This window comes from Salmonella sp. NW884 (assembly GCF_051700745.1).
Lineage (GTDB): Bacteria > Pseudomonadota > Gammaproteobacteria > Enterobacterales > Enterobacteriaceae > Salmonella > Salmonella enterica.
In genome coordinates this window covers 532,082-555,012 of sequence record NZ_JAMMDE010000002.1, presented here as the reverse complement: position 1 = coordinate 555,012, position 22,931 = coordinate 532,082, and the positions used below count along the sequence as shown (strand labels likewise).

The 22,931-nt window shown below is 52.0% G+C and carries 25 protein-coding genes; 10 read left to right on the top strand and 15 right to left on the bottom strand.

What is annotated here, in order from left to right; genetic code table 11:
* Window positions 1-7 precede the first annotated feature (7 nt).
* From hycE to hycA, 5 genes are all read right to left on the bottom strand, one after another.
* The gene (hycE, locus tag NA197_RS07165) at window positions 8-1,717 is read right to left on the bottom strand and encodes a formate hydrogenlyase subunit HycE (RefSeq protein WP_001288155.1); all 1,710 of its coding nucleotides are present in this window, start codon (window positions 1,715-1,717) and stop codon (window positions 8-10) included.
* A 17-nt stretch (window positions 1,718-1,734) separates the two neighbouring features.
* Window positions 1,735-2,658 carry a respiratory chain complex I subunit 1 family protein gene (locus tag NA197_RS07160; RefSeq protein ID WP_000110563.1) on the bottom strand — a complete coding sequence of 308 codons (924 nt, stop codon included), beginning with the start codon at window positions 2,656-2,658 and terminating at the stop codon, window positions 1,735-1,737.
* Window positions 2,659-2,660: 2 nt separating this feature from the next.
* On the bottom strand, window positions 2,661-4,487 hold the full coding sequence (gene hycC / locus NA197_RS07155) for a formate hydrogenlyase subunit 3 (RefSeq protein WP_023233663.1): 1,827 nt from the start codon (window positions 4,485-4,487) through the stop codon (window positions 2,661-2,663).
* Window positions 4,487-5,095 (bottom strand): formate hydrogenlyase subunit HycB, encoded by a 609-nt coding sequence (gene hycB, locus NA197_RS07150; RefSeq protein ID WP_371062070.1) that lies wholly within the window; start codon window positions 5,093-5,095, stop codon window positions 4,487-4,489. The genes hycC and hycB overlap by 1 nt, the downstream gene beginning before the upstream one ends.
* A gap of 145 nt (window positions 5,096-5,240) precedes the next feature.
* Window positions 5,241-5,702: a formate hydrogenlyase regulator HycA gene (gene hycA / locus NA197_RS07145; RefSeq protein ID WP_000158074.1), complete on the bottom strand. Its 462-nt coding sequence runs from the start codon at window positions 5,700-5,702 to the stop codon at window positions 5,241-5,243.
* Window positions 5,703-5,911: 209 nt separating this feature from the next.
* Here hycA and hypA point away from each other — a divergent pair, with 209 nt between their 5' ends.
* The 6 genes from hypA to flhA all read left to right on the top strand — a co-directional run bounded on the left by hypA (window position 5,912) and on the right by flhA (window position 11,898).
* On the top strand, window positions 5,912-6,268 hold the full coding sequence (gene hypA, locus NA197_RS07140; RefSeq protein ID WP_000544461.1) for a hydrogenase maturation nickel metallochaperone HypA: 357 nt from the start codon (window positions 5,912-5,914) through the stop codon (window positions 6,266-6,268).
* A 69-nt stretch (window positions 6,269-6,337) separates the two neighbouring features.
* Window positions 6,338-7,210 carry a hydrogenase nickel incorporation protein HypB gene (hypB, locus tag NA197_RS07135; protein ID WP_000337636.1) on the top strand — a complete coding sequence of 291 codons (873 nt, stop codon included), beginning with the start codon at window positions 6,338-6,340 and terminating at the stop codon, window positions 7,208-7,210.
* A complete protein-coding gene (gene hypC, locus NA197_RS07130; protein ID WP_000334871.1) occupies window positions 7,201-7,473 on the top strand; it encodes a hydrogenase 3 maturation protein HypC in 273 nt (90 codons plus the stop codon). Before hypB ends, hypC begins: the two co-directional genes overlap by 10 nt.
* Window positions 7,473-8,594: a hydrogenase formation protein HypD gene (hypD, locus tag NA197_RS07125; protein WP_001212962.1), complete on the top strand. Its 1,122-nt coding sequence runs from the start codon at window positions 7,473-7,475 to the stop codon at window positions 8,592-8,594. Before hypC ends, hypD begins: the two co-directional genes overlap by 1 nt.
* On the top strand, window positions 8,591-9,601 hold the full coding sequence (gene hypE / locus NA197_RS07120) for a hydrogenase expression/formation protein HypE (protein ID WP_064042851.1): 1,011 nt from the start codon (window positions 8,591-8,593) through the stop codon (window positions 9,599-9,601). The genes hypD and hypE overlap by 4 nt, the downstream gene beginning before the upstream one ends.
* 218 nt (window positions 9,602-9,819) lie before the next feature.
* Window positions 9,820-11,898 (top strand): formate hydrogenlyase transcriptional activator FlhA, encoded by a 2,079-nt coding sequence (flhA, locus tag NA197_RS07115; protein ID WP_000122692.1) that lies wholly within the window; start codon window positions 9,820-9,822, stop codon window positions 11,896-11,898.
* Window positions 11,899-11,959: 61 nt separating this feature from the next.
* Here the strand turns inward: flhA and NA197_RS07110 are convergent, their stop codons facing one another.
* Window positions 11,960-12,304 carry a nitrous oxide-stimulated promoter family protein gene (locus NA197_RS07110; protein WP_001117938.1) on the bottom strand — a complete coding sequence of 115 codons (345 nt, stop codon included), beginning with the start codon at window positions 12,302-12,304 and terminating at the stop codon, window positions 11,960-11,962.
* Between the two features lie 181 nt (window positions 12,305-12,485).
* On the opposite strand from NA197_RS07110, the gene sitA reads away from it, so the two are divergent.
* The 4 genes from sitA to sitD are packed head-to-tail and all read left to right on the top strand — an operon-like array spanning window position 12,486 to window position 15,917.
* Window positions 12,486-13,403 carry an iron/manganese ABC transporter substrate-binding protein SitA gene (gene sitA, locus NA197_RS07105; protein ID WP_000182930.1) on the top strand — a complete coding sequence of 306 codons (918 nt, stop codon included), beginning with the start codon at window positions 12,486-12,488 and terminating at the stop codon, window positions 13,401-13,403.
* Complete coding sequence (sitB, locus tag NA197_RS07100) at window positions 13,400-14,221, top strand: iron/manganese ABC transporter ATP-binding protein SitB (RefSeq protein ID WP_000083153.1); 822 nt, start codon at window positions 13,400-13,402, stop codon at window positions 14,219-14,221. The genes sitA and sitB overlap by 4 nt, the downstream gene beginning before the upstream one ends.
* Window positions 14,218-15,078: an iron/manganese ABC transporter permease subunit SitC gene (gene sitC / locus NA197_RS07095; RefSeq protein ID WP_001104336.1), complete on the top strand. Its 861-nt coding sequence runs from the start codon at window positions 14,218-14,220 to the stop codon at window positions 15,076-15,078. Before sitB ends, sitC begins: the two co-directional genes overlap by 4 nt.
* Window positions 15,069-15,917, top strand: a complete 849-nt coding sequence (sitD, locus tag NA197_RS07090) for an iron/manganese ABC transporter permease subunit SitD (RefSeq protein ID WP_000480209.1) — start codon at window positions 15,069-15,071, stop codon at window positions 15,915-15,917. Before sitC ends, sitD begins: the two co-directional genes overlap by 10 nt.
* Window positions 15,918-16,193: 276 nt before the next feature.
* On the opposite strand, the gene sprB is transcribed toward sitD, so the two are convergent.
* From sprB to prgH, 9 genes are all read right to left on the bottom strand, one after another.
* A complete protein-coding gene (gene sprB / locus NA197_RS07085) occupies window positions 16,194-16,949 on the bottom strand; it encodes a transcriptional regulator SprB (RefSeq protein ID WP_064042853.1) in 756 nt (251 codons plus the stop codon).
* 383 nt (window positions 16,950-17,332) lie between these two features.
* Window positions 17,333-18,220, bottom strand: coding sequence for an invasion transcriptional regulator HilC (gene hilC, locus NA197_RS07080; protein ID WP_000243998.1), 888 nt, complete (start codon window positions 18,218-18,220; stop codon window positions 17,333-17,335).
* Window positions 18,221-18,565: 345 nt separating this feature from the next.
* Window positions 18,566-19,018: a type III secretion system effector protein OrgC gene (locus tag NA197_RS07075; RefSeq protein WP_064000507.1), complete on the bottom strand. Its 453-nt coding sequence runs from the start codon at window positions 19,016-19,018 to the stop codon at window positions 18,566-18,568.
* A 15-nt stretch (window positions 19,019-19,033) separates the two neighbouring features.
* Window positions 19,034-19,705, bottom strand: a complete 672-nt coding sequence (gene orgB / locus NA197_RS07070; protein WP_023234669.1) for a type III secretion system linker protein OrgB — start codon at window positions 19,703-19,705, stop codon at window positions 19,034-19,036.
* Window positions 19,662-20,261, bottom strand: a complete 600-nt coding sequence (gene orgA / locus NA197_RS07065) for an oxygen-regulated invasion protein OrgA (protein ID WP_001591231.1) — start codon at window positions 20,259-20,261, stop codon at window positions 19,662-19,664. Before orgA ends, orgB begins: the two co-directional genes overlap by 44 nt.
* Complete coding sequence (prgK, locus tag NA197_RS07060) at window positions 20,233-20,991, bottom strand: type III secretion system inner membrane ring lipoprotein PrgK (RefSeq protein WP_000621238.1); 759 nt, start codon at window positions 20,989-20,991, stop codon at window positions 20,233-20,235. The genes orgA and prgK overlap by 29 nt, the downstream gene beginning before the upstream one ends.
* A complete protein-coding gene (prgJ, locus tag NA197_RS07055) occupies window positions 20,988-21,293 on the bottom strand; it encodes a type III secretion system inner rod protein PrgJ (RefSeq protein WP_000020431.1) in 306 nt (101 codons plus the stop codon). Before prgJ ends, prgK begins: the two co-directional genes overlap by 4 nt.
* A gap of 18 nt (window positions 21,294-21,311) precedes the next feature.
* A complete protein-coding gene (gene prgI / locus NA197_RS07050; protein WP_001143300.1) occupies window positions 21,312-21,554 on the bottom strand; it encodes a type III secretion system needle filament protein PrgI in 243 nt (80 codons plus the stop codon).
* Window positions 21,555-21,578: 24 nt separating this feature from the next.
* Window positions 21,579-22,757: a type III secretion system inner membrane ring protein PrgH gene (gene prgH / locus NA197_RS07045; RefSeq protein ID WP_064042854.1), complete on the bottom strand. Its 1,179-nt coding sequence runs from the start codon at window positions 22,755-22,757 to the stop codon at window positions 21,579-21,581.
* Window positions 22,758-22,931: the final 174 nt, after the last annotated feature.

The following is a 22,931-nucleotide window of genomic DNA, read 5'->3' as shown; positions in this document are numbered from 1 at the left end:
CGATTCCTTATTTCAGCGGCGAGTTTTTACGCTCAATGCTGTAGCGCTCAAGTTCTTTGTACGGCACGACTTTGCTCTTCTTCTTACGCACATCGACCACCGTCATCCGGTCGGTACAGGAGTAGCACGGGTCGAGGCTGCCGATAATCAGCGGCGCGTCGGAGACGGTGTTGCCGCGCAGCATATAGCGCAGCGTCGGCCAGTTGGCGTAAGTCGCGGCACGGCAGCGCCAGCGGTACAGCTTCTGGTTGTCGCCGGTCATGCTCCAGTGGATATCGTCACCACGCGGCGCTTCAGCGAAGCCGAGCGCAAAACGGTGCGGAATATAGGTGAATCCTTCCACCATCAGCGGGCCGCCCGGCAGATTATCCAGACCGAAATCGATCATATTCAGCGAGGTGTAGACTTCGTTGATACGGACTTTCAGACGAGAAATCACGTCGCAACCCTGCTCGCTATGTACTTCCATCGGCAGCAGACCGTAGCCGACAAACGGGTGGTCGGCGCGGGTGTCGCGGGCGTGGCCGCTGGCGCGCACCATCGGGCCGACATTACTGAAGTCGCGGGCAATTTCCGGGTCCAGACGGCCGATACCCACGGTACGCTGTTCCATATTCGGCGTGCTCAGCAGCATGTCCACCAGCTCCTGCACGTCACGACGCATCTGCTGCGCCAGTTGACGGGTCTGGATCATGTCTTCTTTGAGCAGATCGCGGCGAATCCCGCCGATCAGGTTCAGTCCGTAAGTTTTGCGCGCCCCGGTCAGTATCTCCGCCATCTTCATGGAGGTTTCACGCACGCGGAAGAACTGCATAAAGCCGGAGTCAAAGCCGGTGAAGTGGCAGGCGAGGCCTAAGTTCAGCAGGTGCGAGTGCAGGCGTTCCACTTCCAGCAGAATAGCGCGGATCATTTGCGCACGCTCCGGCACCTGAATGCCCATCGCGTTTTCCACGGAAGTGGTGTAGGCGGTGCTGTGGGCGAAGCCGCAGATACCACACACGCGATCCGACAGGAACGTCACTTCGTTATAACCCATACGGGTTTCCGCCAGTTTTTCCATGCCGCGGTGGACATAGAACAGACGGTAGTCGGCGTCGATAATGTTTTCGCCATCGACGAACAGACGGAAGTGGCCCGGTTCATCGGAAGTGACATGCAGCGGGCCAATCGGCACCACGTTATTTTTCTTGTCACCCAGCTCGTTAATGAACTCGTAGGTTTCCGCATCGGTGGTCGGCGCCGGGCGCTGACGATAATCCATGCTGTCTTTACGCAGCGGATAGAGTTCATCCGGCCAGTCGTCCGGCAGCACCAGACGGCGCTCGTCCGGCAGACCGACCGGGATTAAACCGTACATGTCGCGTACTTCGCGCTCACCCCACACGGCAGCCGGCACGCGCGGCGTAACGGATGGGAATTCCAGCTTATTGGCATCCACTTCAACGCGGACGGTAATCCAGCACTTCGTGCCCTGCTCCATCGACAGCACGTAATAAACGGCATAGTGGCCGCACAACTGGCGTTCGTCATTACCGAACAGCACCGACAGCCACCCACCCTGCTGGTAGTAAAGAAACTCCACCACTTCCGGCAGATAGTTCACTTTTACCGTAATAGTCAGCTGATCTTTGGTCTGCCAGGCTTCGTCCAGCACGACGCCCGGAAACGCCTGGTGCAGCGCCGCAAGGTATTGTTGACCTAATTTTTCTTCAGACATGCTCAAACTCTCTTAAATCACGCCGCCAGCAAGGAGACGAAGGCTAAAAACGCAAACCCAAAACCGGCCCAGGTCACGCGTGAAGTGGCGCAAAAACGCAGTCGCGCCATGCTGTTTTCAAACAGGGCGATCACCAGTACGCCGACAATCAGCTTGACGACGGCAATCACCAGCGCCAGTAACAGTCCGCCTGCGCTGAAGGTTTCCATCTGTCCCCACGGCAAAAACACGCCGACGAACATTTGCAGCACCACCAGTTGTTTCAGGCTGATGCCCCATTTCAGCACCGCAAAGCCGCTACCGCTGTATTCGGTCAACGGCCCTTCCTGCAACTCCTGCTCCGCTTCCGCCAGGTCGAACGGCAGCTTGCCCATTTCGATAAAGGTGGCGAAGGCGCAGGCGCACAGCGCCAGAATCAGCGGAATACTGCGCGCGACAGGCCAGTGATAAATGGTATCGGCGATATTGCTGATATGCGTTGAACCCGCAACCTGCGCGGCTACCCACAGACCCAGCAGCAGAATCGGCTCCACCAGCACGCCGAGCATCGCTTCACGGCTGGCGCCGATCGCAGTGAACGGACTGCCGGTATCCAGGCCTGCAATAGAGAAGAAGAAGCGCGCAATCGCGAACAGATAAATCAGGGTGATTAAATCACCCAGTTGCGGCAACGGAGATCCAACGGTGACGACCGGCAGCGCGGTGGCGATAGTCAGCATCACGCCGACCATCACAAACGGCGTCAGGCGAAAAACCCAGCCGGAATCAGCGGGCGCAATACTCTGACGACCGAGCAGTTTGATAATGTCGCGGTACTCCTGCAACACGCCCGGCCCACGGCGATTGTGTAGACGGGCGCGCGCCACGCGAGTAATACCGGACAGCAATGGCGCAACGGCAAATAGCACCAGCGCCTGAATTAACGGATAAAACACACTCATTTTCAGGCTCCTCGTGAAACCACAATCACCACCAGCACCGCCAGCTCAATCAGCGCCAGACGACGGAACAGCCCCGCGGCTGCCGCGTTCTGCCAGCCCGGCACCAGCGATACCGGGTTCAGCCATTTACGCAGTTTGAGTACCGGGGCAAAGGCCTCTTTCACCGGCATGGCGAAACCGTGCGCGGTAATCACCATCGACTGCTCATGGTCGTAGCCGCACACCCAGGCCGCGCCGCGAGAACGCGACGGCAGACGGTTGCCTTTGAACATCGCCATAATGATGAACGGCAGTAGCGGACAGGCGACCAACAGCAGCGTGATCATCGGCTGCGATACGGTGGTGTGCGCGGTTTCCAGCGGCAACGGTACCGCAGTGGAAATCATCGGCAGCAGCCACGGCGCGGCAACCCCGCCCAGTACGCAGCAAACCGCCAATGCCACCACGCTGACGCCCATCAGGATCGGCGCGCAGCTGGCATTTTCAGCTTCCTTCGTGCGCGGCGCGCCAAGGAACGTCACGCCGTAAACTTTCGCCATACACATCACCGCCAGCGCGCCGGTAATCGCCAGGCCAACCGCCAGCAGCGGTCCTAACAGACGACCAACAAACGCGCCGCTGTTGCCCAGTTTGAAGAAGGACTGGTAAATCACCCACTCGCCGGCAAAGCCGTTCAGCGGCGGCAGCGCCGCCATCGCCATCAGACCGACCAGCATGGCGATAGAAATAACCGGCATCCGTTTACCAATACCGCCCAGTTTTTCGATGTCGCGATGACCGGTACGGAACCAGATGCTGCCCGCGCCCAGAAACAGCACGCTTTTGAACAGGCTATGGTTCAGCAGATGATAGAGCCCGCCGGTCAGACCCAGCGCGATCAGTACCGGCTGATTGAGAGCAATCCCGGTAACGCCTGCGCCCAGACCGAGCAAAATGATGCCGATATTTTCCAGCGTGTGATAGGCCAGCAGGCGCTGAATGTTATGCTCCATCAGCGCGTACAGACCGCCGACAAAGGCGGTGATCATCCCAAGCACCAACAGCGCCACGCCCCACCACAGTGGCGCATTGCCGCCAAGCAGAGATAGCGAGAGAATGCCCAGCAGCCCGATTTTCATCACCACGGTCGAGAACAGCGCGGCGGCGGGAGCGCTGGCGTTGGCGTGCGCCTGCGGCACCCAACCGTGTAGCGGGATAATCCCGGCCAGCAGACCAAAACCGATAACGCCGAGCAGCCAGATATCGGAGCCCAGCGGCAGTTGCTGAGCACGTTGATCCAGCAGCCCCAGATCCAGCGTGCCGTAGCGCTGCCACACCAACCAGCAGGCGATTGCCAGCAGCAGCGTACCGAGACGGCCCAGCGCAAACCACAGTTTGCCCTCTTTGCTACCGCCGGTAAGGAACACGGCGCAGAGCGCCATGATTTCAGCCATCACCACCATCGTCCCCAGATTACTGGCGACCACGGCGCAGACGGCTGCCGCCATCAGCAGGTTGATCAACAGTCCGTTGGCTTTTACCTGTGGATGGCGATGCCAGTCGATATTGAACAGGCTGACGAACAGACCGCACAGCCCCAGCGTAATCAGCCAGATAGCATTCAGCGGCGTAATTTGCAGCATGTGACCGGTAAACGGCATCACGCCGCTAACCGTAACGGCGCTGGTCAGCGCGGTGAACCCCGCGCCTGCCGTACACAGGCTGCCGACCGCGCCGCCGATACCGGCAATCCAGCCGCTCAGCGCTTTATGAAACGAAAACAGAAACGCCAGAACGGCGGCGGCGGCAAACCACGCGACGCCGCTAGTAATCAGTGAAAGTGAACTCATTATGCATCCCCACTCTGAGCCTGCTGAAACAAGGAGAGATCGCCAAAATCGGTATTAAACGTCAGCTCACGTTTACGTTTGCTGGCGCGGGCGATATCCGTGTTATCCACCAGGTGTAGCGCTTTAGTCGGGCACATCCGCACACAGGCCGGGCCTTGCTCGTCAAAGCTGCACAGGTCGCATTTCACCGCGATAGCGCGTACGCCCGGCACCCAGGCGAGCAACGTACTGACGCGCGCAGGCGCTGGCGGCGCGGGCGGCGCTTTCGGCGTATTGGCGTTCGCCGGAATATGCAGCGGACGGCTGCCGGAAAACTCAATAGCGCCAAACGGACAGGCAATACCACACAGTTTGCAGCTCACGCACAGGCTTTCATTAAGCTGGACAGCGCCGTCAACGCGATTAATCGCGTTAACCGGGCATACCGTGGCGCATGGCGCATCTTCACAGTGGTGACAAAGCTGCGGCGCAGATTCTTTTTCATTCAGCATCACTTTCAGGCGCGGCATTGACTGCAGGCCATGCTGGCGATGCGTCTCTGAACAGGCGGCCTCACAGGTGTGGCAGCCGATACAGAGAGTGGAGTCAGCAATTACAAAACGATTCACCAGGCATTCCTCAGGTGATTGTCATTTTTGACGAAAACATGCCGTTGAAATGTCATTTTCGACACTTATCGACACGCCCATCCCCAAAACATTCATGACATGGCGCAACGCCACATCGCGAATCAAAGCGGGCAACGCCTCAGGCTTATACCGCCGGGCTGTGTCCCTTTACCAATTGACGCAAATTAACCGGCGAGTTGGTTTCTACAGCGGTATAGAGGCTGTCGTAAACGCTGGCGATTTTTTCCAGATAGTGCTCCAGCACCTGCTCGCGATCGCGGTTGTTAACCCGTTCATCAACCTTGCCGTCGATATCGAGCTGCGCCTGTGCAATCAATTGTTTATCTTCGCCATCTTTGGTTTCAACGTAGTACTCAATGGTGTGGCTGTTAAAACCATCCGCCAACGCGACGTAAATACGAAAGTGCTCAAACAGGACAAAGCAAAGATCCCTTTCCGGCGCGCAGCTCATTGCGTGATGCAGGCGCGCTTTCGAGAGGGTGATCCCCTGAACCAGCGAGTTGCAGTAAATATGCCACTGGTCCTGTAGGCGACGATGCCGTTGCGCGATGTAATCGGCCTTTTCGCTTATTTCCCAAATAGTCATGTCAGGTTACCCGTTTAACAGAGATGCCTGCGTTAAGCATTTTCCATGCCAATTTTTAACTTATTGTTTTTAATGGCAGACGAGCACAGTCACTGCCGTTTCGACGCGGTGACGACATGTCATTTCGTCATCGTCGACATTAACCTGCCAGGGGATAAAAATATTGGCATAAATATTGCTTTACAGGGGCAACCACTACGGGAGGCGATATGCACGAAATCACCCTCTGCCAACGGGCACTGGAATTGATTGAACAACAGGCTTCAGCATACGGTGCAAAACGTGTGACAGCCGTCTGGATCAAAATTGGCGCATTTTCTTGCGTGGAAACCAGCGCTCTTTCCTTTTGTTTTGATCTGGTATGCCGCGGCACGATAGCAGAAGGTTGTAAACTGCACCTCGAAGAACAGGAAGCCGAATGCTGGTGTGAGCATTGTCAACAATATGTCACGTTGTTAACCCACCGTGTACGTCGTTGTCCGCAATGTCATAGCGATACGCTGCGAATTGTGGCCGATGACGGCTTACAAATTCGGCGCATAGAGATTGATGAAACTGAAGATTAATGCCGGATAAGACGCTCGCGTCGCCATCCGGCAGAAAGCCTGTAACAAGAAAAAGATCAGGAGTAAGCGATGTGTACGACTTGCGGTTGCGCTGAAGGCAACCTTTATATAGAAGGCGATGAACATAATCCGCACTCAGCGTTTCGTAGCGCGCCCTTTGCCCCAGCGGCTCGCCCGGCGCTGAATATTACCGGCATTAAAACGCCTGACTTTGCCCCAAGTCAGACCGCAGAAGGCGATCTGCATTACGGCCACGGCGAAGCCGGAACCCACGCGCCTGGTATGAGTCAGCGGCGGATGCTGGAGGTTGAAATCGACGTGCTGGACAAAAATAATCGTCTGGCTGAGCGCAACCGCGCCCGTTTCGCCGCCCGCCAGCAACTGGTCCTCAACCTGGTGTCCAGCCCCGGGTCCGGTAAAACCACCTTGCTGACTGAAACGCTAATGAAATTGAAAGACCGTGTACCGTGCGCGGTAATTGAAGGCGACCAGCAGACAGTGAACGACGCCGCCCGCATCCGCGCTACCGGCACGCCCGCCATTCAGGTCAACACCGGTAAAGGCTGCCATCTTGACGCGCAAATGATCGCCGACGCCGCGCCGCGCCTGCCGCTGGATGACCATGGTATTCTGTTTATCGAAAACGTCGGTAATCTTGTCTGCCCGGCCAGCTTCGATCTGGGCGAAAAGCATAAAGTCGCAGTGCTTTCCGTGACCGAAGGTGAAGATAAGCCGCTGAAATATCCCCATATGTTTGCCGCTGCGTCGCTCATGCTGCTCAATAAAGTCGATCTGCTGCCCTACCTCAATTTTGACGTTGAGAAGTGCATCGCCAGCGCGCGTGAAGTGAACCCGGAGATTGAAATTATCCTGATTTCCGCCACCAGCGGCGAAGGCATGGATCAGTGGCTGGCCTGGCTGGAGGCGCAGCGATGTGCATAGGCGTTCCGGGTCAAATCCGCGCCATTGACGGCAATCAGGCAAAAGTTGACGTCTGCGGCATTCAGCGCGACGTCGATCTCACATTAGTCGGCAGTTGTGATGAAAACGGTCAGCCGCGTCTGGGTCAGTGGGTGCTGGTTCATGTCGGATTCGCCATGAGCGTCATTAACGAAGCGGAAGCGCGCGACACGCTCGACGCGCTACAAAATATGTTTGATGTTGAGCCGGACGTCGGCGCACTGCTGTATGGTGAGGAGAGATAATGCGTTTTGTTGACGAGTACCGTGCGCCGGAACAGGTAATGCAGCTCATTGAACACCTGCGTGAACGCGCCGCCCTTCTTCCTTACACTGCCGAACGTCCGTTGCGCATTATGGAAGTCTGCGGGGGTCATACCCACGCAATTTTTAAATTTGGTCTCGATCAGTTACTGCCCGAAAACGTGGAATTTATTCACGGCCCCGGTTGTCCGGTCTGCGTGCTGCCGATGGGACGCATCGACAGTTGCGTGGAAATCGCCAGCCATCCGGAGGTGATTTTCTGCACCTTTGGCGATGCCATGCGCGTGCCGGGGAAACAGGGTTCTCTGTTGCAGGCTAAAGCGCGCGGCGCGGATGTCCGTATTGTTTACTCTCCGATGGACGCGCTGAAGCTGGCGCAGGATAACCCGACCCGCAAAGTGGTATTTTTCGGGCTGGGCTTTGAAACCACCATGCCGACCACCGCCATCACGCTGCAGCAGGCAAAACAGCGTGACGTGCGAAACTTCTACTTTTTCTGCCAGCACATTACGCTGATCCCGACGCTGCGTAGTCTACTGGAGCAGCCGGACAACGGCATTGACGCCTTTCTTGCGCCAGGCCACGTCAGCATGGTCATCGGCACCGAGGCGTACCAGTTTATCGCCGCCGATTTTAATCGCCCGCTGGTGGTGGCTGGATTCGAACCGCTTGATCTACTGCAAGGCGTGGTCATGCTGGTTGAGCAGAAAATAGCGGCCCTAAGCCAGGTTGAAAACCAATACCGTCGCGTGGTGCCGGATGCCGGAAACATGCTGGCGCAGCAGGCCATCGCCGATGTGTTCTGCGTTAATGGCGATAGCGAGTGGCGCGGTCTGGGCGTGATTGAATCCTCCGGCGTCCACCTGACGCCAGAGTATCAGCGCTTTGACGCCGAAGCGCATTTCCGCCCAGCGCCGCAGCAGGTCTATGACGATCCGCGCGCCCGCTGCGGCGAAGTGCTGACCGGCAGATGCAAGCCGCATCAGTGCCCGCTATTTGGTAAAACATGTAATCCAGAGACCGCGTTCGGCGCGCTGATGGTCTCTTCCGAAGGCGCATGCGCCGCCTGGTATCAGTATCGTCAGCAGGAGTGTGAAGTTTGAACAATATACAACTCGCCCACGGCAGCGGCGGCCAGGCTATGCAACAGTTGATTAATAGCCTGTTTATGGAGGCCTTTGCCAACCCGTGGCTGGCGGAACAAGAAGATCAGGCGCGTCTGGAGCTGGCGCAACTGACGGCGGAGGGCGACCGTCTGGCGTTTTCTACCGATAGCTATGTGATCGATCCGCTCTTTTTCCCCGGCGGCAATATCGGCAAACTGGCGATTTGCGGTACGGCGAACGACATAGCGGTGAGCGGCGCGATCCCCCGCTATCTCTCCTGCGGCTTTATCCTTGAAGAAGGGCTGCCGATGGAGACGTTAAAAAGCGTGGTCAATAGCATGGCGGCGACCGCGCGGGAAGCGGGTATCGCCATTGTAACCGGCGACACCAAAGTTGTGCAGCGCGGCGCGGCGGATAAATTGTTTATCAACACTGCCGGCATGGGGGCGATTCCCGCCGATCTTCGCTGGGGCGCGCAAACGCTGAGCGTTGGCGATGTGCTGTTAGTCAGCGGTACGCTTGGCGATCACGGCGCCACTATCCTCAACCTGCGTGAGCAACTGGGACTGGATGGCGAGCTGGCGAGCGACTGCGCAGTATTAACGCCGCTTATTCAGACGCTGCGTCATATTGACGGAGTGAAGGCATTGCGTGACGCCACGCGCGGCGGCGTGAATGCGGTCGCCCATGAGTTTGCGGCGTCCTGCGGTTACGGTATTGAATTGTCCGAATCCGCACTGCCGCTCAAACCTGCCGTGCGCGGCGTCTGCGAGCTGTTGGGGCTGGATGCCCTGAACTTTGCCAACGAAGGAAAACTGGTGATTGCCGTTGAACGGCAGGCCGCAGATCGGGCGTTGGCGGCATTACGCGCGCATCCGCTGGGACGTGATGCGGCGCTGATTGGCGAAGTCGTGGAACGCAAAGGCGTTCGCTTAGCCGGACTCTATGGCGTGAAGCGAACCCTTGATTTGCCACACGCCGAACCATTACCTCGTATATGCTAGCAGCCTGTTGGCAGCATACTGTAAGCCGGATAAGACGCATTTGCGTCGACATCCGGCATTAACGCTGCATGAACGCCTGATGGCGCTTTGCTTATCAGGCCTACGGAGTGTGTGACCAGCGAGTTTGCGGTCAGCCATCCGGCAATAACTTACGACTTATACCTATAATTCATTTACCGTTTTCGCACCGTTTTGCGGTATTTTCCTGGAAAAGCAACATGTCGTATACACCCATGAGCGATCTTGGACAGCAAGGCTTGTTCGATATCACTCGTACCTTATTGCAGCAGCCCGATTTGGCGTCGCTCAGTGAAGCGCTTTCGCAACTGGTAAAGCGTTCAGCGCTCGCCGACAGCGCCGGCATTGTGCTATGGCAGGCGCAGTCGCAACGCGCACAATATTATGCGACGCGAGAAAATGGCCGTCCTGTTGAATATGAAGATGAAACCGTACTGGCGCACGGCCCGGTACGTCGCATCCTTTCTCGCCCCGATGCATTGCACTGTAATTTCCATGAGTTTACCGAAACCTGGCCGCAGCTTGCCGCGAGCGGCCTCTACCCTGAATTTGGTCATTACTGTCTGCTTCCTTTAGCCGCGGAGGGCCGTATTTTCGGCGGCTGCGAATTCATCCGTCAGGAAGATCGCCCCTGGAGTGAAAAGGAATATGACCGTCTGCATACGTTTACCCAAATTGTCGGCGTGGTCGCCGAGCAAATTCAAAACCGGGTAAACAATAATGTCGATTATGATCTGTTGTGCCGCGAACGCGATAACTTCCGTATTCTGGTTGCGATTACCAACGCCGTCCTGTCGCGTCTGGATATTGATGAGCTGGTAAGCGAAGTCGCAAAAGAGATCCACCACTATTTCAATATCGACGCAATCAGCATCGTGTTGCGCAGCCATCGCAAAAATAAGCTGAATATCTACTCCACCCACTACCTTGATGAGCATCATCCGGCGCACGAACAGAGCGAAGTCGACGAAGCCGGCACGCTCACGGAGCGCGTCTTTAAAAGTAAAGAGATGCTGCTTATCAACCTCAACGAACGCGATCCGCTTGCCCCCTACGAACGAATGCTGTTCGATACCTGGGGCAATCAGATCCAGACGCTTTGCCTGCTGCCGCTGATGTCCGGCAAGACGATGCTTGGCGTGCTCAAACTGGCCCAGTGCGAAGAAAAAGTGTTTACCACCGCCAACCTCAAGCTGCTGCGTCAGATTGCCGAACGGGTAGCCATTGCCGTGGATAATGCGCTGGCCTATCAGGAAATCCACCGTCTGAAGGAACGCCTGGTCGACGAAAATCTGGCGCTCACGGAGCAGCTTAATAACGTCGACAGCGAGTTTGGCGAGATCATCGGACGCAGCGAAGCGATGTACAACGTGCTAAAGCAGGTTGAGATGGTGGCGCAGAGCGACAGTACCGTGCTGATTCTGGGCGAAACGGGAACCGGTAAAGAGTTGATTGCCCGCGCCATTCACAACCTGAGCGGACGTAGCGGACGCAGGATGGTAAAGATGAACTGCGCCGCGATGCCGGCGGGGCTGCTGGAAAGCGATTTGTTTGGTCATGAGCGCGGCGCGTTTACCGGCGCCAGCGCGCAGCGGATTGGCCGTTTCGAGCTGGCGGATAAAAGCTCGCTGTTTCTGGATGAAGTGGGCGACATGCCGCTGGAGCTACAGCCTAAGCTGCTGCGCGTCCTTCAGGAGCAAGAGTTTGAACGTCTCGGCAGCAATAAACTAATCCAGACCGACGTGCGGCTGATCGCCGCGACTAACCGCGATCTGAAAAAAATGGTCGCCGATCGCGAATTCCGTAACGATCTCTACTATCGGCTGAATGTTTTTCCGATCCAGCTTCCTCCGTTGCGCGAACGTCCGGAAGATATTCCACTACTGGTCAAAGCGTTCACTTTCAAAATCGCCCGCCGAATGGGGCGTAATATCGACAGCATTCCCGCTGAAACGCTGCGCACGCTCAGCAGCATGGAATGGCCGGGGAACGTTCGCGAGCTGGAGAATGTCGTCGAGCGCGCCGTGCTGCTGACGCGCGGCAATGTGCTACAACTGTCGCTGCCGGATATTACCGCCGTAACACCCGATACCTCGCCTGTTGCGACTGAAAGCGCCAAAGAAGGCGAAGATGAATATCAGCTTATTATACGCGTGCTGAAAGAGACCAATGGCGTAGTGGCTGGACCAAAAGGCGCGGCGCAGCGTCTGGGGCTTAAACGAACCACCCTGTTGTCGCGTATGAAGCGATTGGGTATTGATAAAGACGCGTTAGCGTAACGGGTTGCCGGATCTGATCCGGCCTGGAGATGATGCGCGCCGTAGGCCTGGCGCTTCCCCTTCACTTCTTGCGCTGATATTTTTCCGGCAATTCCGGAACGGGGCGCTTATCGTCGATAAGGTGCCGCACGGTCAGGACAGGATGCCGCCAAAGCATTCGCGGACCTGCCCAACGCATAATCTGCTTCATCTCCTCGCGTTTAGCCGGCTGATAGCAGTGCACCGGGCACTGCTTACAGGCGGGTTTTTCCTCGCCAAATACGCATTTATCAAGACGTTTTTGCGCGTAGGCGAACAGCGCGTCGTAATGCCCCTGCACCGCTGACGCCTGTGGGCACTGGCTTTCATACAGCGCGATCATTTTTTTGATCGTCAGTTTTTCACGAGCGATACGTTTACCAGGCATCGTGCTCTCTCCGAACATTAAGGTGTATTTATTTTACACCTTATCCCTCTTTAGCACTATCACTGCATATCATCGCCATTACGCAAATAAGAATTATTTTCATTTATTCATACCTTGTGCTATATAACATAGCAAAGGCTATATTCGATGATTAATTAACCACATTGTTGCGAGGGATACTATGACGAATCTACATCGTCTGAAAACACTCCTGATTGCCGGTATTGTCGCGATACTCGCGCTATCGCCAGCCTATGCAAAAGAGAAATTTAAAGTCATCACCACGTTTACCGTTATTGCCGACATGGCGAAAAACGTGGCGGGCGACGCAGCGGAAGTCAGCTCGATTACCAAACCCGGCGCTGAAATCCATGAGTATCAGCCAACGCCCGGCGATATTAAACGAGCGCAGGGGGCACAGCTTATCCTCGCGAATGGTCTGAACCTGGAGCGATGGTTCGCCCGCTTTTATCAGCACCTTTCCGGCGTACCGGAAGTCGTCGTCTCCACCGGCGTCAAACCGATGGGCATTACCGAAGGCCCGTATAACGGTAAACCGAACCCGCACGCCTGGATGTCGGCAGAAAACGCGCTGATTTATGTCGATAACATTCGCGACGCCCTGGTGAAGTACGATCCGGATAATGCGCAGATCTATAAGCAAAATGCCGAACGCTATAAAGCGAAAATTCGCCAGATGGCCGATCCGTTGCGTGCCGAGCTGGAAAAAATTCCCGCCGATCAGCGCTGGCTGGTCACCAGTGAAGGCGCGTTCTCTTACCTGGCGCGCGATAACGACATGAAAGAGCTTTATCTCTGGCCAATTAACGCCGATCAACAGGGGACGCCAAAACAGGTGCGTAAAGTGATTGATACCATTAAAAAGCACCATATTCCCGCCATCTTTAGCGAGAGTACGGTTTCCGATAAACCCGCCCGCCAGGTCGCGCGTGAATCCGGCGCGCATTATGGCGGCGTACTGTATGTCGATTCTCTGAGCGCCGCTGACGGCCCTGTGCCAACCTATCTGGATCTGCTGCGCGTCACGACCGAAACCATCGTCAACGGCATTAACGACGGACTGAGGAGTCAACAATGAGTCAATCTGCGATTACCGTTGATCAAGTCACGGTGACGTATCGCAACGGTCATACCGCCCTACGGGACGCTACTTTTCAGGTGCCTGGCGGTTCAATCGCCGCGCTGGTAGGCGTAAATGGTTCCGGTAAGTCTACATTATTTAAAGCGTTAATGGGCTTTGTGCATCTTGCGCAGGGCGATATCACTATCCTGCAACAGTCAGTCAACAAGGCGCTGAAAAAAAACCTCATTGCTTATGTTCCGCAATCGGAAGAAGTGGACTGGTCATTTCCGGTACTGGTAGAAGATGTGGTGATGATGGGACGCTACGGCCATATGGGCTGGCTACGCCGTCCCACTGCGCATGATCACGCCTGTGTTGACGCCGCGCTGGCGCGGGTGGATATGCAGGAATATCGTCACAGGCAGATTGGCGAGCTGTCCGGCGGGCAGAAAAAACGTGTGTTTCTTGCCAGGGCCATCGCTCAGGATGGACAGGTAATCCTGCTGGATGAACCTTTTACCGGCGTGGATGTAAAAACCGAAGCGCGAATCATCGATCTACTGCGGGAACTGCGCGATGAAGGCCGCACGATGCTGGTCTCAACGCATAATCTCGGCTCCGTCACCGAGTTTTGCGACTATACGGTAATGATTAAAGGAACCGTACTGGCCAGCGGCCCTACCGAAACCACGTTTACCGCCGCGAATCTGGAACAGGCGTTTAGCGGCGTTCTACGTCATATCGCGCTAAGCGGAGGTGAAGAGCACATCATCACCGATGACGAGCGCCCCTTTATTTCCCGGCGCGTGGCCAGCGGAGGAAAATCGTCATGAACTGGCTTGTTGAGCCGTTTGGCTACCAGTATATGCTCAACGCGATGTGGGTCTCCGCGATGGTGGGCGGTCTGTGCGCGTTTCTCTCCTGCTATTTGATGCTCAAAGGCTGGTCGCTCATTGGCGATGCGCTATCTCACTCTATTGTGCCTGGCGTCGCTGGCGCCTGGATGTTAGGGCTGCCCTTCTCGCTCGGCGCGTTTCTTTCCGGCGGACTGGCGGCAGGCAGTATGCTCTTTCTTAACCAACGCTCACGCCTGAAAGAAGACGCGATTATCGGGCTTATCTTCTCCTCTTTTTTTGGCGTCGGCCTTTTTATGGTGTCGCTCAATCCGATGTCGGTGAATATCCAGACGATTATTCTCGGCAACGTGCTGGCGATCGCGCCAGCGGATATTGCGCAACTGGCGATTATCGGCGCAGTCTCGCTGACGATTCTGCTGTTAAAGTGGAAAGATCTGATGGTCGTCTTTTTCGATGAGACCCATGCGCGTTCTATCGGGCTTAATCCGGGTCGACTAAAGCTGTTGTTTTTCACTCTATTGTCCGTCTCTACCGTGGCGGCCCTGCAAACCGTTGGGGCGTTCCTGGTGATCTGTCTCGTCGTCACGCCGGGCGCGACGGCCTGGTTACTCACCGACCGTTTTCCACGTCTGCTCATGATTGCCGTCGTGATTGGTAGCCTGACCAGTTTTCTGGGCGCATGGCTTAGCTACTGGCTGGATGGCGCCACTGGCGGAATTATTGTCGTCATGCAAACCTTACTGTTCATCACAGCCTTTATTTTCGCCCCGAAACACGGTCTGTTAGCCAACCGTCGACGCGCCCGCCTGCAGAAGGAGCCGACATGTTCTTAACAACGTTACTGGAACCCTTTCAGTTTGATTTTATGGTGAACGCCCTTATGGTTTCGGTCATTGTGGCGATTCCCTGCGCCTTACTGTCCGTGTTTTTAGTGTTAAAAGGCTGGGCGTTAATGGGCGATGCAATGAGTCATGCGGTATTCCCCGGGGTCGTGCTGGCATATATTGTGGGGATCCCCCTGGCGATTGGCGCTTTCATTGCCGGATTATTTTGCGCTATCGCGACCGGCTATCTGGACGATAACAGCCGCATCAAACGTGATACGGTGATGGGCATCGTCTTTTCCGGGATGTTTGGCGCAGGTCTGGTGCTCTATGTTTCTATTCAATCGGAAGTGCATCTGGATCACATCCTGTTTGGGGATATGCTGGGCGTATCGCTGGGGGATATCGTACAAACGTCGGTTATTGCACTGGGTATTGCGTTAATCATAGGGCTGAAATGGAAAGATCTCCTGCTACACGCTTTTGACCCGCACCAGGCGAAAGCCAGCGGGCTGAATACCACACTACTGCATTATGGCCTGCTATGTATGATTGCGCTGACTATCGTCGCCACGCTGAAATCGGTGGGCATTATTCTGTCGATCTCACTGCTTATCGCCCCCGGCGCAATTGCCATTTTGCTGACGCGACGCTTTGCGCGCGCGCTGGGATTAGCGGTGAGTCTGTCAGTTATTACCGCTTTTGCGGGCGTCTATCTGTCTTTTTATCTTGATAGCGCGCCAGCGCCGACCATCGTGGTATTATTTGCCATCGTGTTTATTGCGGTATTTATTTACGCAACATGGCGCGACAGGCGTAATGAAATCGTACCAGAGGCGCAAGGTTAAAAGCAGCGTTCAGAAAATAAATAGGACAGTTATAGTAGAAAGCCACCCTATATCTGTTGTTGGTCAGTATGGTAAGCAGCTATCTTTAAATTTCTTTGCAACAAGCGTAAAGATAAGCTGCTTTACTCCCCATATTTTTCCTGTTTCGAAATTTTTTCAGAGTTTGGCTAACCCAGCATAATGTGATTATTACTCACAAGATCTGTAATATCCCAGCAAAAAATAAATCTATAACTACACGTAATACAAGAGCATGATTGTCACATAAAAAATAGTTTAATTCATTCCTACTGCAATCGGTAAGGCGCAATTATCGTCAAGTACACCAGGGTTATGTGCAAAAGCAGTGCGCTGTAAATGCGCGTCTAGTTTCAGTCCCCGGAACAGCGATAGCGGTGAAGAGTCCATCCCCAAACGATACATAACCTTCTTACGATAAATACTGACGGTTTTTGTTCCCAGACCAAATTTTTTCGCTAGTTCAATTGCCGGATGTCCGGAGGATAATAATATCAGCAGCGCATATTTCGCCTGAGTGACGCCGGGAGGTAGATTCCACCAGGCGTATTGATTGATATTAAACAATACCTCTTCCGGCGTCTCGCCGGCATTAAAAGCATACGTAGTAGCCACGGTTTTCTTTTGTGACCTGTGGCAGAAACGCAGCCAGGCTTCCGGAAGACGGAGCTTCTCTCGATCCGAGCGGATAGCGCAGGATAGTTCGTCTTTTAAAACATAATCCATAACGCCAAAATATTGCAGCACACAGCGATCGATATAATACAAGCGATCTGCCACTACCAAAACTTTACGGTTCTGCAACCGCGTCTGCAACGCATGAAAAAGATAAACATGCTCATGCGGGTTCAAAGCTAAAATCAGCCCGGCGTCCGGCATATCGGATAGAGAATGCAAAAGTGCGGTTAATGAGTTACACGTTTTAACGCACTTTTCCGGATATTTTTGCTTAAAAATAGACTGTAGGGCATAACAATTAGTCCAGTTAATACCGTATATAATTACATTTCTCATTTATTTATCCTTTTTTGAAAACTGACCACAGCTTCGGTAATGATTTTTCTTCCTGGGCGACTACTGCGCAAGTAGATAACGCCCTCTTACTACAAAGGTAATAAGACCAGATACGTTATTACATGCGCAATGTCGTTACCGAAATGAATTCCTTTTACAAATCTGATAATGATTAAATTTGCTGTTTTACTTTACTGTAATCTCTTAGAGTACAACGATTGCCTGACGCCTTGTGGCCATGTATGTCTGACAATGAACGCTTTCGGTTCCCTTTCATTAGCTACATATCACTGGTGTAGCGATACTGAAATATACACTACGATTAAAAAATATTTGGTATCTGTAACGCAAACAGATAGTAACGTTTAAAATAATTTCACAAATCAATGGTTCATTGTACGCATAAAGCTAAGCGGTGTAATCTTAAAATGCCGTTTAAAAATAGCGATAAAATAAGAAGGCGTATCATAGCCACACATCGTCGCGACTTGTGAAATATTTCCAGCCCCCATACGTAATAATTTTATAGCCTGATTCATACGAGCATCCAGATATATTTTGCTAAAACTCACCTCTTCAGCGGCCAGTTTTCGCTTCAGACTTGATACGCTCATAAACAGCTTTCCTGCCACCTCAGCCTGTGACCATTTGCGGGTGAGATCGCTGATAATAATGTTATAAACTTTCTCTTTTGTCGTAATTTTTATTGCTCGCTCAAGGAAATCAAACCCACCGGGCTTACGTACAAATGCCGATATAAGATACATCAATGAGAAATATGAATAATCATGATCATCAATACTCACATTACTACAAACCCGTGGACATGCCACACCATGCAAAATAGAGTCAAAAGTATCACTCATCCCTGGCAACAAGTCCGCATGAAAAAAATACTTTGGTTTCGTTTTTAATGATAGCTCTCGATCATTATAGTTTCTTGTACTGTAAAAAACTTTGTAGAATTTTTGCATTAAGTCATAGGAAACTTCCAGTGAAGAAAAATCAATATGCCCTTCTATTTCGCTCATACTAAGCGTGATTGTTTGATCTTTTTCCAATAAAAATAAACACGGCGCAGATTGTTCGATGAACTCCCCAAATTCGTTTTCAATTCGCAAACTGCCTTTATTAAGTTTAAACAATAAGCAGTTTGCGACATAATAGTCTCTTACGTCAGCTAATCCATTTATTAATGGAAATTTGTTCGGCTGTTGAAGGTGATTATTGCTAATGGCCTCAACTGATTTATTCATTGAAGGCAATACCATATTTTATCCTGTGTGCTATAAGGAACTCAAAATCGTTATATTCTTATAAACAAATAATTAAAACTCACAGAGATGATTTAAATCCGATTTTTTTATTATTATAGCCAATAATTACATTCCAACGCGCGTTCATTTCGTCACAAAAAGATACTCTTACAAACTTTATGCACAATTTTGTAATGTAAGCTTACAATATTAATGTAATCATTTCAGAATAAAACGCCTGGTAGATACCTTAATAATCCATATACATCAATAAGATAGATACACTGGCATGGTGCATTTTCTGCATTATTTGCTAATATATACACCATACCTTATCACAAATCGCCAGCAATGGGGGGTTCACCAGTCAATTGCCTCTTTGTTTTCCCCGCCCGATAAAATAATCTCCTGCATCCAGGAGGTCATTTGTGACTGTGCATTCATTGTACCAACTAATAATCCGTTTAAAGCCTCATATAAATGGGTGCCCGGTTCAACTTTTGCTAACATGTTTTGTAGCATAGCCGTTTGCTGCTCAAAAGAAACAAAAGCCGAATCACCACTTTTAGGATCTTTGAAGGCATTCATCTCTTGATAAATGCTATCTTTAAGCGTTTCAGAAGAGGCTGACTCAGGAAGCGCCAAAAGTCGTTGGTAGAATGCATCATAAAGATCAACGTCGCCGCCATTGCTTAAAGGCGCGCTATCCACATTATTCAGCATAGCGGCCCTGGCACTCAACGAAACCACACCCGTCGCTTCAGTATCCGCTGTCGGGACCAAATAAGAAGTCGGAATCGTACCCGGTATCACCTTATAACCTCCATTTTACAATGCTTGCGTTTTTTTCTTCCATTCATCAATAAGTGCGTTAATGGCGTTATCAGAAATCGTCCGGCAGTCTTGTGGAAGTTCATCAAGATGATGTTTAATGACGCCTACTGCCGTTTCAACAAACTGTTCAGGTGAAAATTCTGCGATCTGATCGCCGCAACTCATGATAAAGCGCTGTTCCTGATGATATTTAAGATTAAAAGTGCCAGGCCAGTTCTCCATAAGCAACACCATCAGTTTTTGGTGATCTTTTTTCGCATTAACTGGCAGTGTTAAAAAAAGTTGCCCCTCCGGCTTATCGAAATCCCTCAGCCACTCATCCAGGACGGTTAAAAGCGTTTCGGGATGGTCGACCGCTGCTGAAAATAACTCGCGGGCATAAGTCTGTATTTTTTCCATCCACTTCCAGGCCATTGTCTGATTATCAGTAAGATAAGCGGCGACCTGCTGTAACGCGTCTATCATTCCCTGCTCGTAACCTTCCTGATAGGCGTACATCCGCAAGGTCTTTGCCTCTTCTTCCGCCTCTCGCAAAATACGCTTAGCCCGTTGATGCGCCTGCTGTTCTAATCTTTCAATAGAGAAATAACGTTCCAGCGTTTTACGCTTTATCAGTATCCCCTCAACAGGCGAAAGCGGGGACGGAATTGGGATATTTTTGAGCATATTGTAAGGCCAGTAGCAAAATTGACATTTCTACAGCATCCTGCTTCGATGCCTCCTCAATAAATGGAGGAAAAAGCAAAGGAAAACGCTGTGCTAAAGATTCAGGTAAAAATTCATTCAGGGCATTTAACTGTGCATACCCGACGCTAAGTAAAAACCGGTGATTCGGCGCCTTATTGCAGACAGATAAACTTGTTCCCTGATGCATTGCCAAAAATGCTTGCGCCCAATCCGGCAGGCCAAGCAAGGCTCCCTGCCTTGCCAGATCGGCTCTCAGTTTATGGCAACCGAGTAAATACGCTACTTGCGGCAGTCGGCGCCACTGACGCAGCCACAGCTGCGTCAGTGAGTTTTGAATACACTCCTTTTCTCCGTTCTTAAGCCGCCATGCCGCCAGTATTAACTCATTTGCCGCCGCCCTGGCGGCGGGTCTGACAATCATTTCCGGCGCTATCTGCAACCGCTGAGGATGGATATACGATAACGGATCAAAAATGATTCTTTGCCAGATAATGGGTAATGGCTGCCTATTCATTTGACGATTTCGCCTTATCATCAGCCGTTATGCCTTTCTTATTGCGGGCATAATGGTTTTTGTAATACCAGACGCCAAAGCCTGCTGACATCACGGATAACAAAATAATCAACACAATCCAACTGGTTGCAAAAGAATTACGTTTTACTGGTGTGCCGGGAGCCTGTAATTGGGCATCAGAACGTTCTGACAACACAACAGAAATGTTGTCATAATCCACATCGGCAAAACTATTCTTTAAGAAACGCTTGATATCGCTGATCTGATGCGCAAGCGGCGAACCTCGTTCATATACGGCTAATGCCGACAGATGAACAGGTTTTGGCGGGCGGCCATTTTCACCAGCATCAATATCATAACTAATATGGACCCTGGCGGAGAGCACGCCCTCCATCGTCTGTAATGACTGTTCCAGTCGCTGTTCAATAGCCGAATATAACCTGGCCTTTTCAGCTCGCGGAGAGGATACCAGCGAATCCGCCGGGAACATCTGCGCTATTTCCACCCGTGGCCGGGGAGGAAGCTGATAAGTTTTAATCCAGTACACCGCAGCGGTAAAATCAGGCTCAGCAACGGTAATGCTATAGCCCAATTTTCCGCTATCAATTTTATTCGCCTCTATATTGTGCATTTGCAGAACGGCAATGACCTCATTAGCCTGTTCCTGGTCCAGTCCTTTTAAAAGATCCTTATCCTTACAGCCGGCAAGGGTCATTACCAGCAGAAAGGTATATAGATATCGACGAATCATGAGCGTAATAGCGTTTCAACAGCCCCGACTCCTTTACGAGTAAGGGTACTTACCATAGAAACATACAGGTTATAATCTGAAATCATCTCTTGCGAAATAGCCAGCTCTTTGGGATCCGTCACCAGATTAGGGTCCTCAATCCTGTTGGTAATCGTCTGTTTATCCACAGCCGTGGCAATCGCCGAACCAGAAAAAGCCTGGAGTAGCCGGTCATCCAGCGAGACAATGTCCGTTTCCATAGACCTGATATTGACCGCCTGCCCTATAACGGCATTCTCAGGGACAATAGTTGCAATCGACATAATCCACCTTATAACTGATTAACGGAAGTTCTGAATAATGGCAGCATCAATATCCTTAAAGACTTTTACCGTGTTCGATTGCGCGTTACGGTACAAGTTATATTCCGAGAGCTTACTCTGATACGCCGCCAGTAGCGCCGGATCGGAGGGTTTTGCTGCTAATTTATCCAGCGCCTCTGTTACCTGCGTTTGTAGATCATCAACGCCCGTATCAAATTTTGCTGAAACTTCATCCAGATAGCCTGACCAAGATGTTGGCATAATGACTTCCTTATTTGCGTTAAATTAAAGTGGGCTTGGGAAATACCAGTGGCCTGGGCTCATTTTGATATAACCTTCCGCCCCGTACTGAAATGAGCGCCCCTTGAGCCAGTCATCTTTTAATTCGATCGCAAACTGCACATAGCGTCCTCCCCATGTGCGGTAATAGCTATCGACAAATTGACGGGCTCTGAGTATTTCTACATCATCGAGCGCCCCCTGAATAACAAACGTTACGCCCCCCTTATGATTCCTGCGGGAATAAGGTAACGCCTGCTGTTTTAGCCCCGCTTCCGCCTGGCCTGCGGCGGTAACATCGTCCATCAACGTGATGTTAACCGAATCCGCGTAAGGCATTAGCGCTCTCAGCTTTTGACTTAACACCTCGAGCTCTTTCTTGCTCATCGTGTTTCGCTGGCGGCTTAGCCAGAAAACGGGTTTACGCGGCTCATCGAAATGAATCCGATAATAAGCCAGCTGCGGATAATAGGTATCCAGCCAGGTAGAGATACGCTTATTTTCTTCGTTTTCGTTAATCACTCGCGCATTTTTATCATAATCGCCCCTCGCTAAAACCTGACGAGCCCACAGCGTATCTCTTTCATTTTGCGCAGCGACATAGAGCATTTTGTCCCGGCCTGGCAACACCTGAAAACGCTCCTTCTCCTGCCCCAATAACGAATCGAGCTCTGCGGCCTGCCGCTGCGGCGAGTTAAGTATCCATAACGTCCCCACCGTCCCAATTCCCAATATAAAAAACCCGGCCAGTGCTGCTACAATTCCGTTTTTAAAACGCGGCTCGTTCTTTTTTGCAGACGTTTCTAACTTCTCAGGCTGCTCGGGCACCCACGGCTCGCTTTCCGGGCGAATCAGGATAAGCAATTCACCGACCTGTATTGGCGTATTTAATTGCACCGAACGAGATTCAGAATTTCCTTCTTTCAGCTCATGGAGTATAATTTCGGTCGTATCCGTATCCACCTGGATTTCAAAATTTACTCCGCCATGGTCCAGCGGGATAAAAAAGCTATCGGCAGGTATATCAGGGAGTTGGCCTGAAGCAGTGAGCGCATCACTCTGACCTACCACAAAGAGTGTTCGGCCTGTCAGCAATGGAAACTCACAGCCGTTCAGTGAGCTGTTAAGTAATCGAACTATGTATGGCCCAGGGCTTGTTATCGTCTTCTCTTTTGATGTTTCCATATATACTGTTAGCGATGTCTGTCGTTCTCGATAGCAGCAGATTACCGCACAGGACACAGGGATTCCTGATGAAAATAGAATGAAAAGTGAGAAATAAAATCAATTTATTCTGTATAATGCGTCTCAACACATATTAAAAGAACCATCATCCCCATTGGGGCTTAAACTACTGTA

Bases quoted from the DNA above. Each gene is read 5' to 3' on its own strand.
- orgB (WP_023234669.1), bottom strand. From the start codon at position 19,705: ATGCTCAAAAATATCCCAATTCCGTCCCCGCTTTCGCCTGTTGAGGGG.
- hycC (WP_023233663.1), bottom strand. From the start codon at position 4,487: ATGAGTTCACTTTCACTGATTACTAGCGGCGTCGCGTGGTTTGCCGCC.
- prgI (WP_001143300.1), bottom strand. From the start codon at position 21,554: ATGCCAACATCTTGGTCAGGCTATCTGGATGAAGTTTCAGCAAAATTT.
- NA197_RS07110 (WP_001117938.1), bottom strand. From the start codon at position 12,304: ATGCCTGGTAAACGTATCGCTCGTGAAAAACTGACGATCAAAAAAATG.
- sprB (WP_064042853.1), bottom strand. From the start codon at position 16,949: ATGAGAAATGTAATTATATACGGTATTAACTGGACTAATTGTTATGCC.
- prgH (WP_064042854.1), bottom strand. From the start codon at position 22,757: ATGGAAACATCAAAAGAGAAGACGATAACAAGCCCTGGGCCATACATA.
- orgA (WP_001591231.1), bottom strand. From the start codon at position 20,261: ATGATAAGGCGAAATCGTCAAATGAATAGGCAGCCATTACCCATTATC.
- sitB (WP_000083153.1), top strand. From the start codon at position 13,400: ATGAGTCAATCTGCGATTACCGTTGATCAAGTCACGGTGACGTATCGC.
- hypB (WP_000337636.1), top strand. From the start codon at position 6,338: ATGTGTACGACTTGCGGTTGCGCTGAAGGCAACCTTTATATAGAAGGC.
- hycA (WP_000158074.1), bottom strand. From the start codon at position 5,702: ATGACTATTTGGGAAATAAGCGAAAAGGCCGATTACATCGCGCAACGG.
- sitA (WP_000182930.1), top strand. From the start codon at position 12,486: ATGACGAATCTACATCGTCTGAAAACACTCCTGATTGCCGGTATTGTC.
- prgJ (WP_000020431.1), bottom strand. From the start codon at position 21,293: ATGTCGATTGCAACTATTGTCCCTGAGAATGCCGTTATAGGGCAGGCG.
- hypC (WP_000334871.1), top strand. From the start codon at position 7,201: ATGTGCATAGGCGTTCCGGGTCAAATCCGCGCCATTGACGGCAATCAG.
- sitC (WP_001104336.1), top strand. From the start codon at position 14,218: ATGAACTGGCTTGTTGAGCCGTTTGGCTACCAGTATATGCTCAACGCG.
- hypD (WP_001212962.1), top strand. From the start codon at position 7,473: ATGCGTTTTGTTGACGAGTACCGTGCGCCGGAACAGGTAATGCAGCTC.
- NA197_RS07160 (WP_000110563.1), bottom strand. From the start codon at position 2,658: ATGAGTGTGTTTTATCCGTTAATTCAGGCGCTGGTGCTATTTGCCGTT.
- hilC (WP_000243998.1), bottom strand. From the start codon at position 18,220: ATGGTATTGCCTTCAATGAATAAATCAGTTGAGGCCATTAGCAATAAT.
- hycE (WP_001288155.1), bottom strand. From the start codon at position 1,717: ATGTCTGAAGAAAAATTAGGTCAACAATACCTTGCGGCGCTGCACCAG.
- hypA (WP_000544461.1), top strand. From the start codon at position 5,912: ATGCACGAAATCACCCTCTGCCAACGGGCACTGGAATTGATTGAACAA.
- prgK (WP_000621238.1), bottom strand. From the start codon at position 20,991: ATGATTCGTCGATATCTATATACCTTTCTGCTGGTAATGACCCTTGCC.
- sitD (WP_000480209.1), top strand. From the start codon at position 15,069: ATGTTCTTAACAACGTTACTGGAACCCTTTCAGTTTGATTTTATGGTG.
- flhA (WP_000122692.1), top strand. From the start codon at position 9,820: ATGTCGTATACACCCATGAGCGATCTTGGACAGCAAGGCTTGTTCGAT.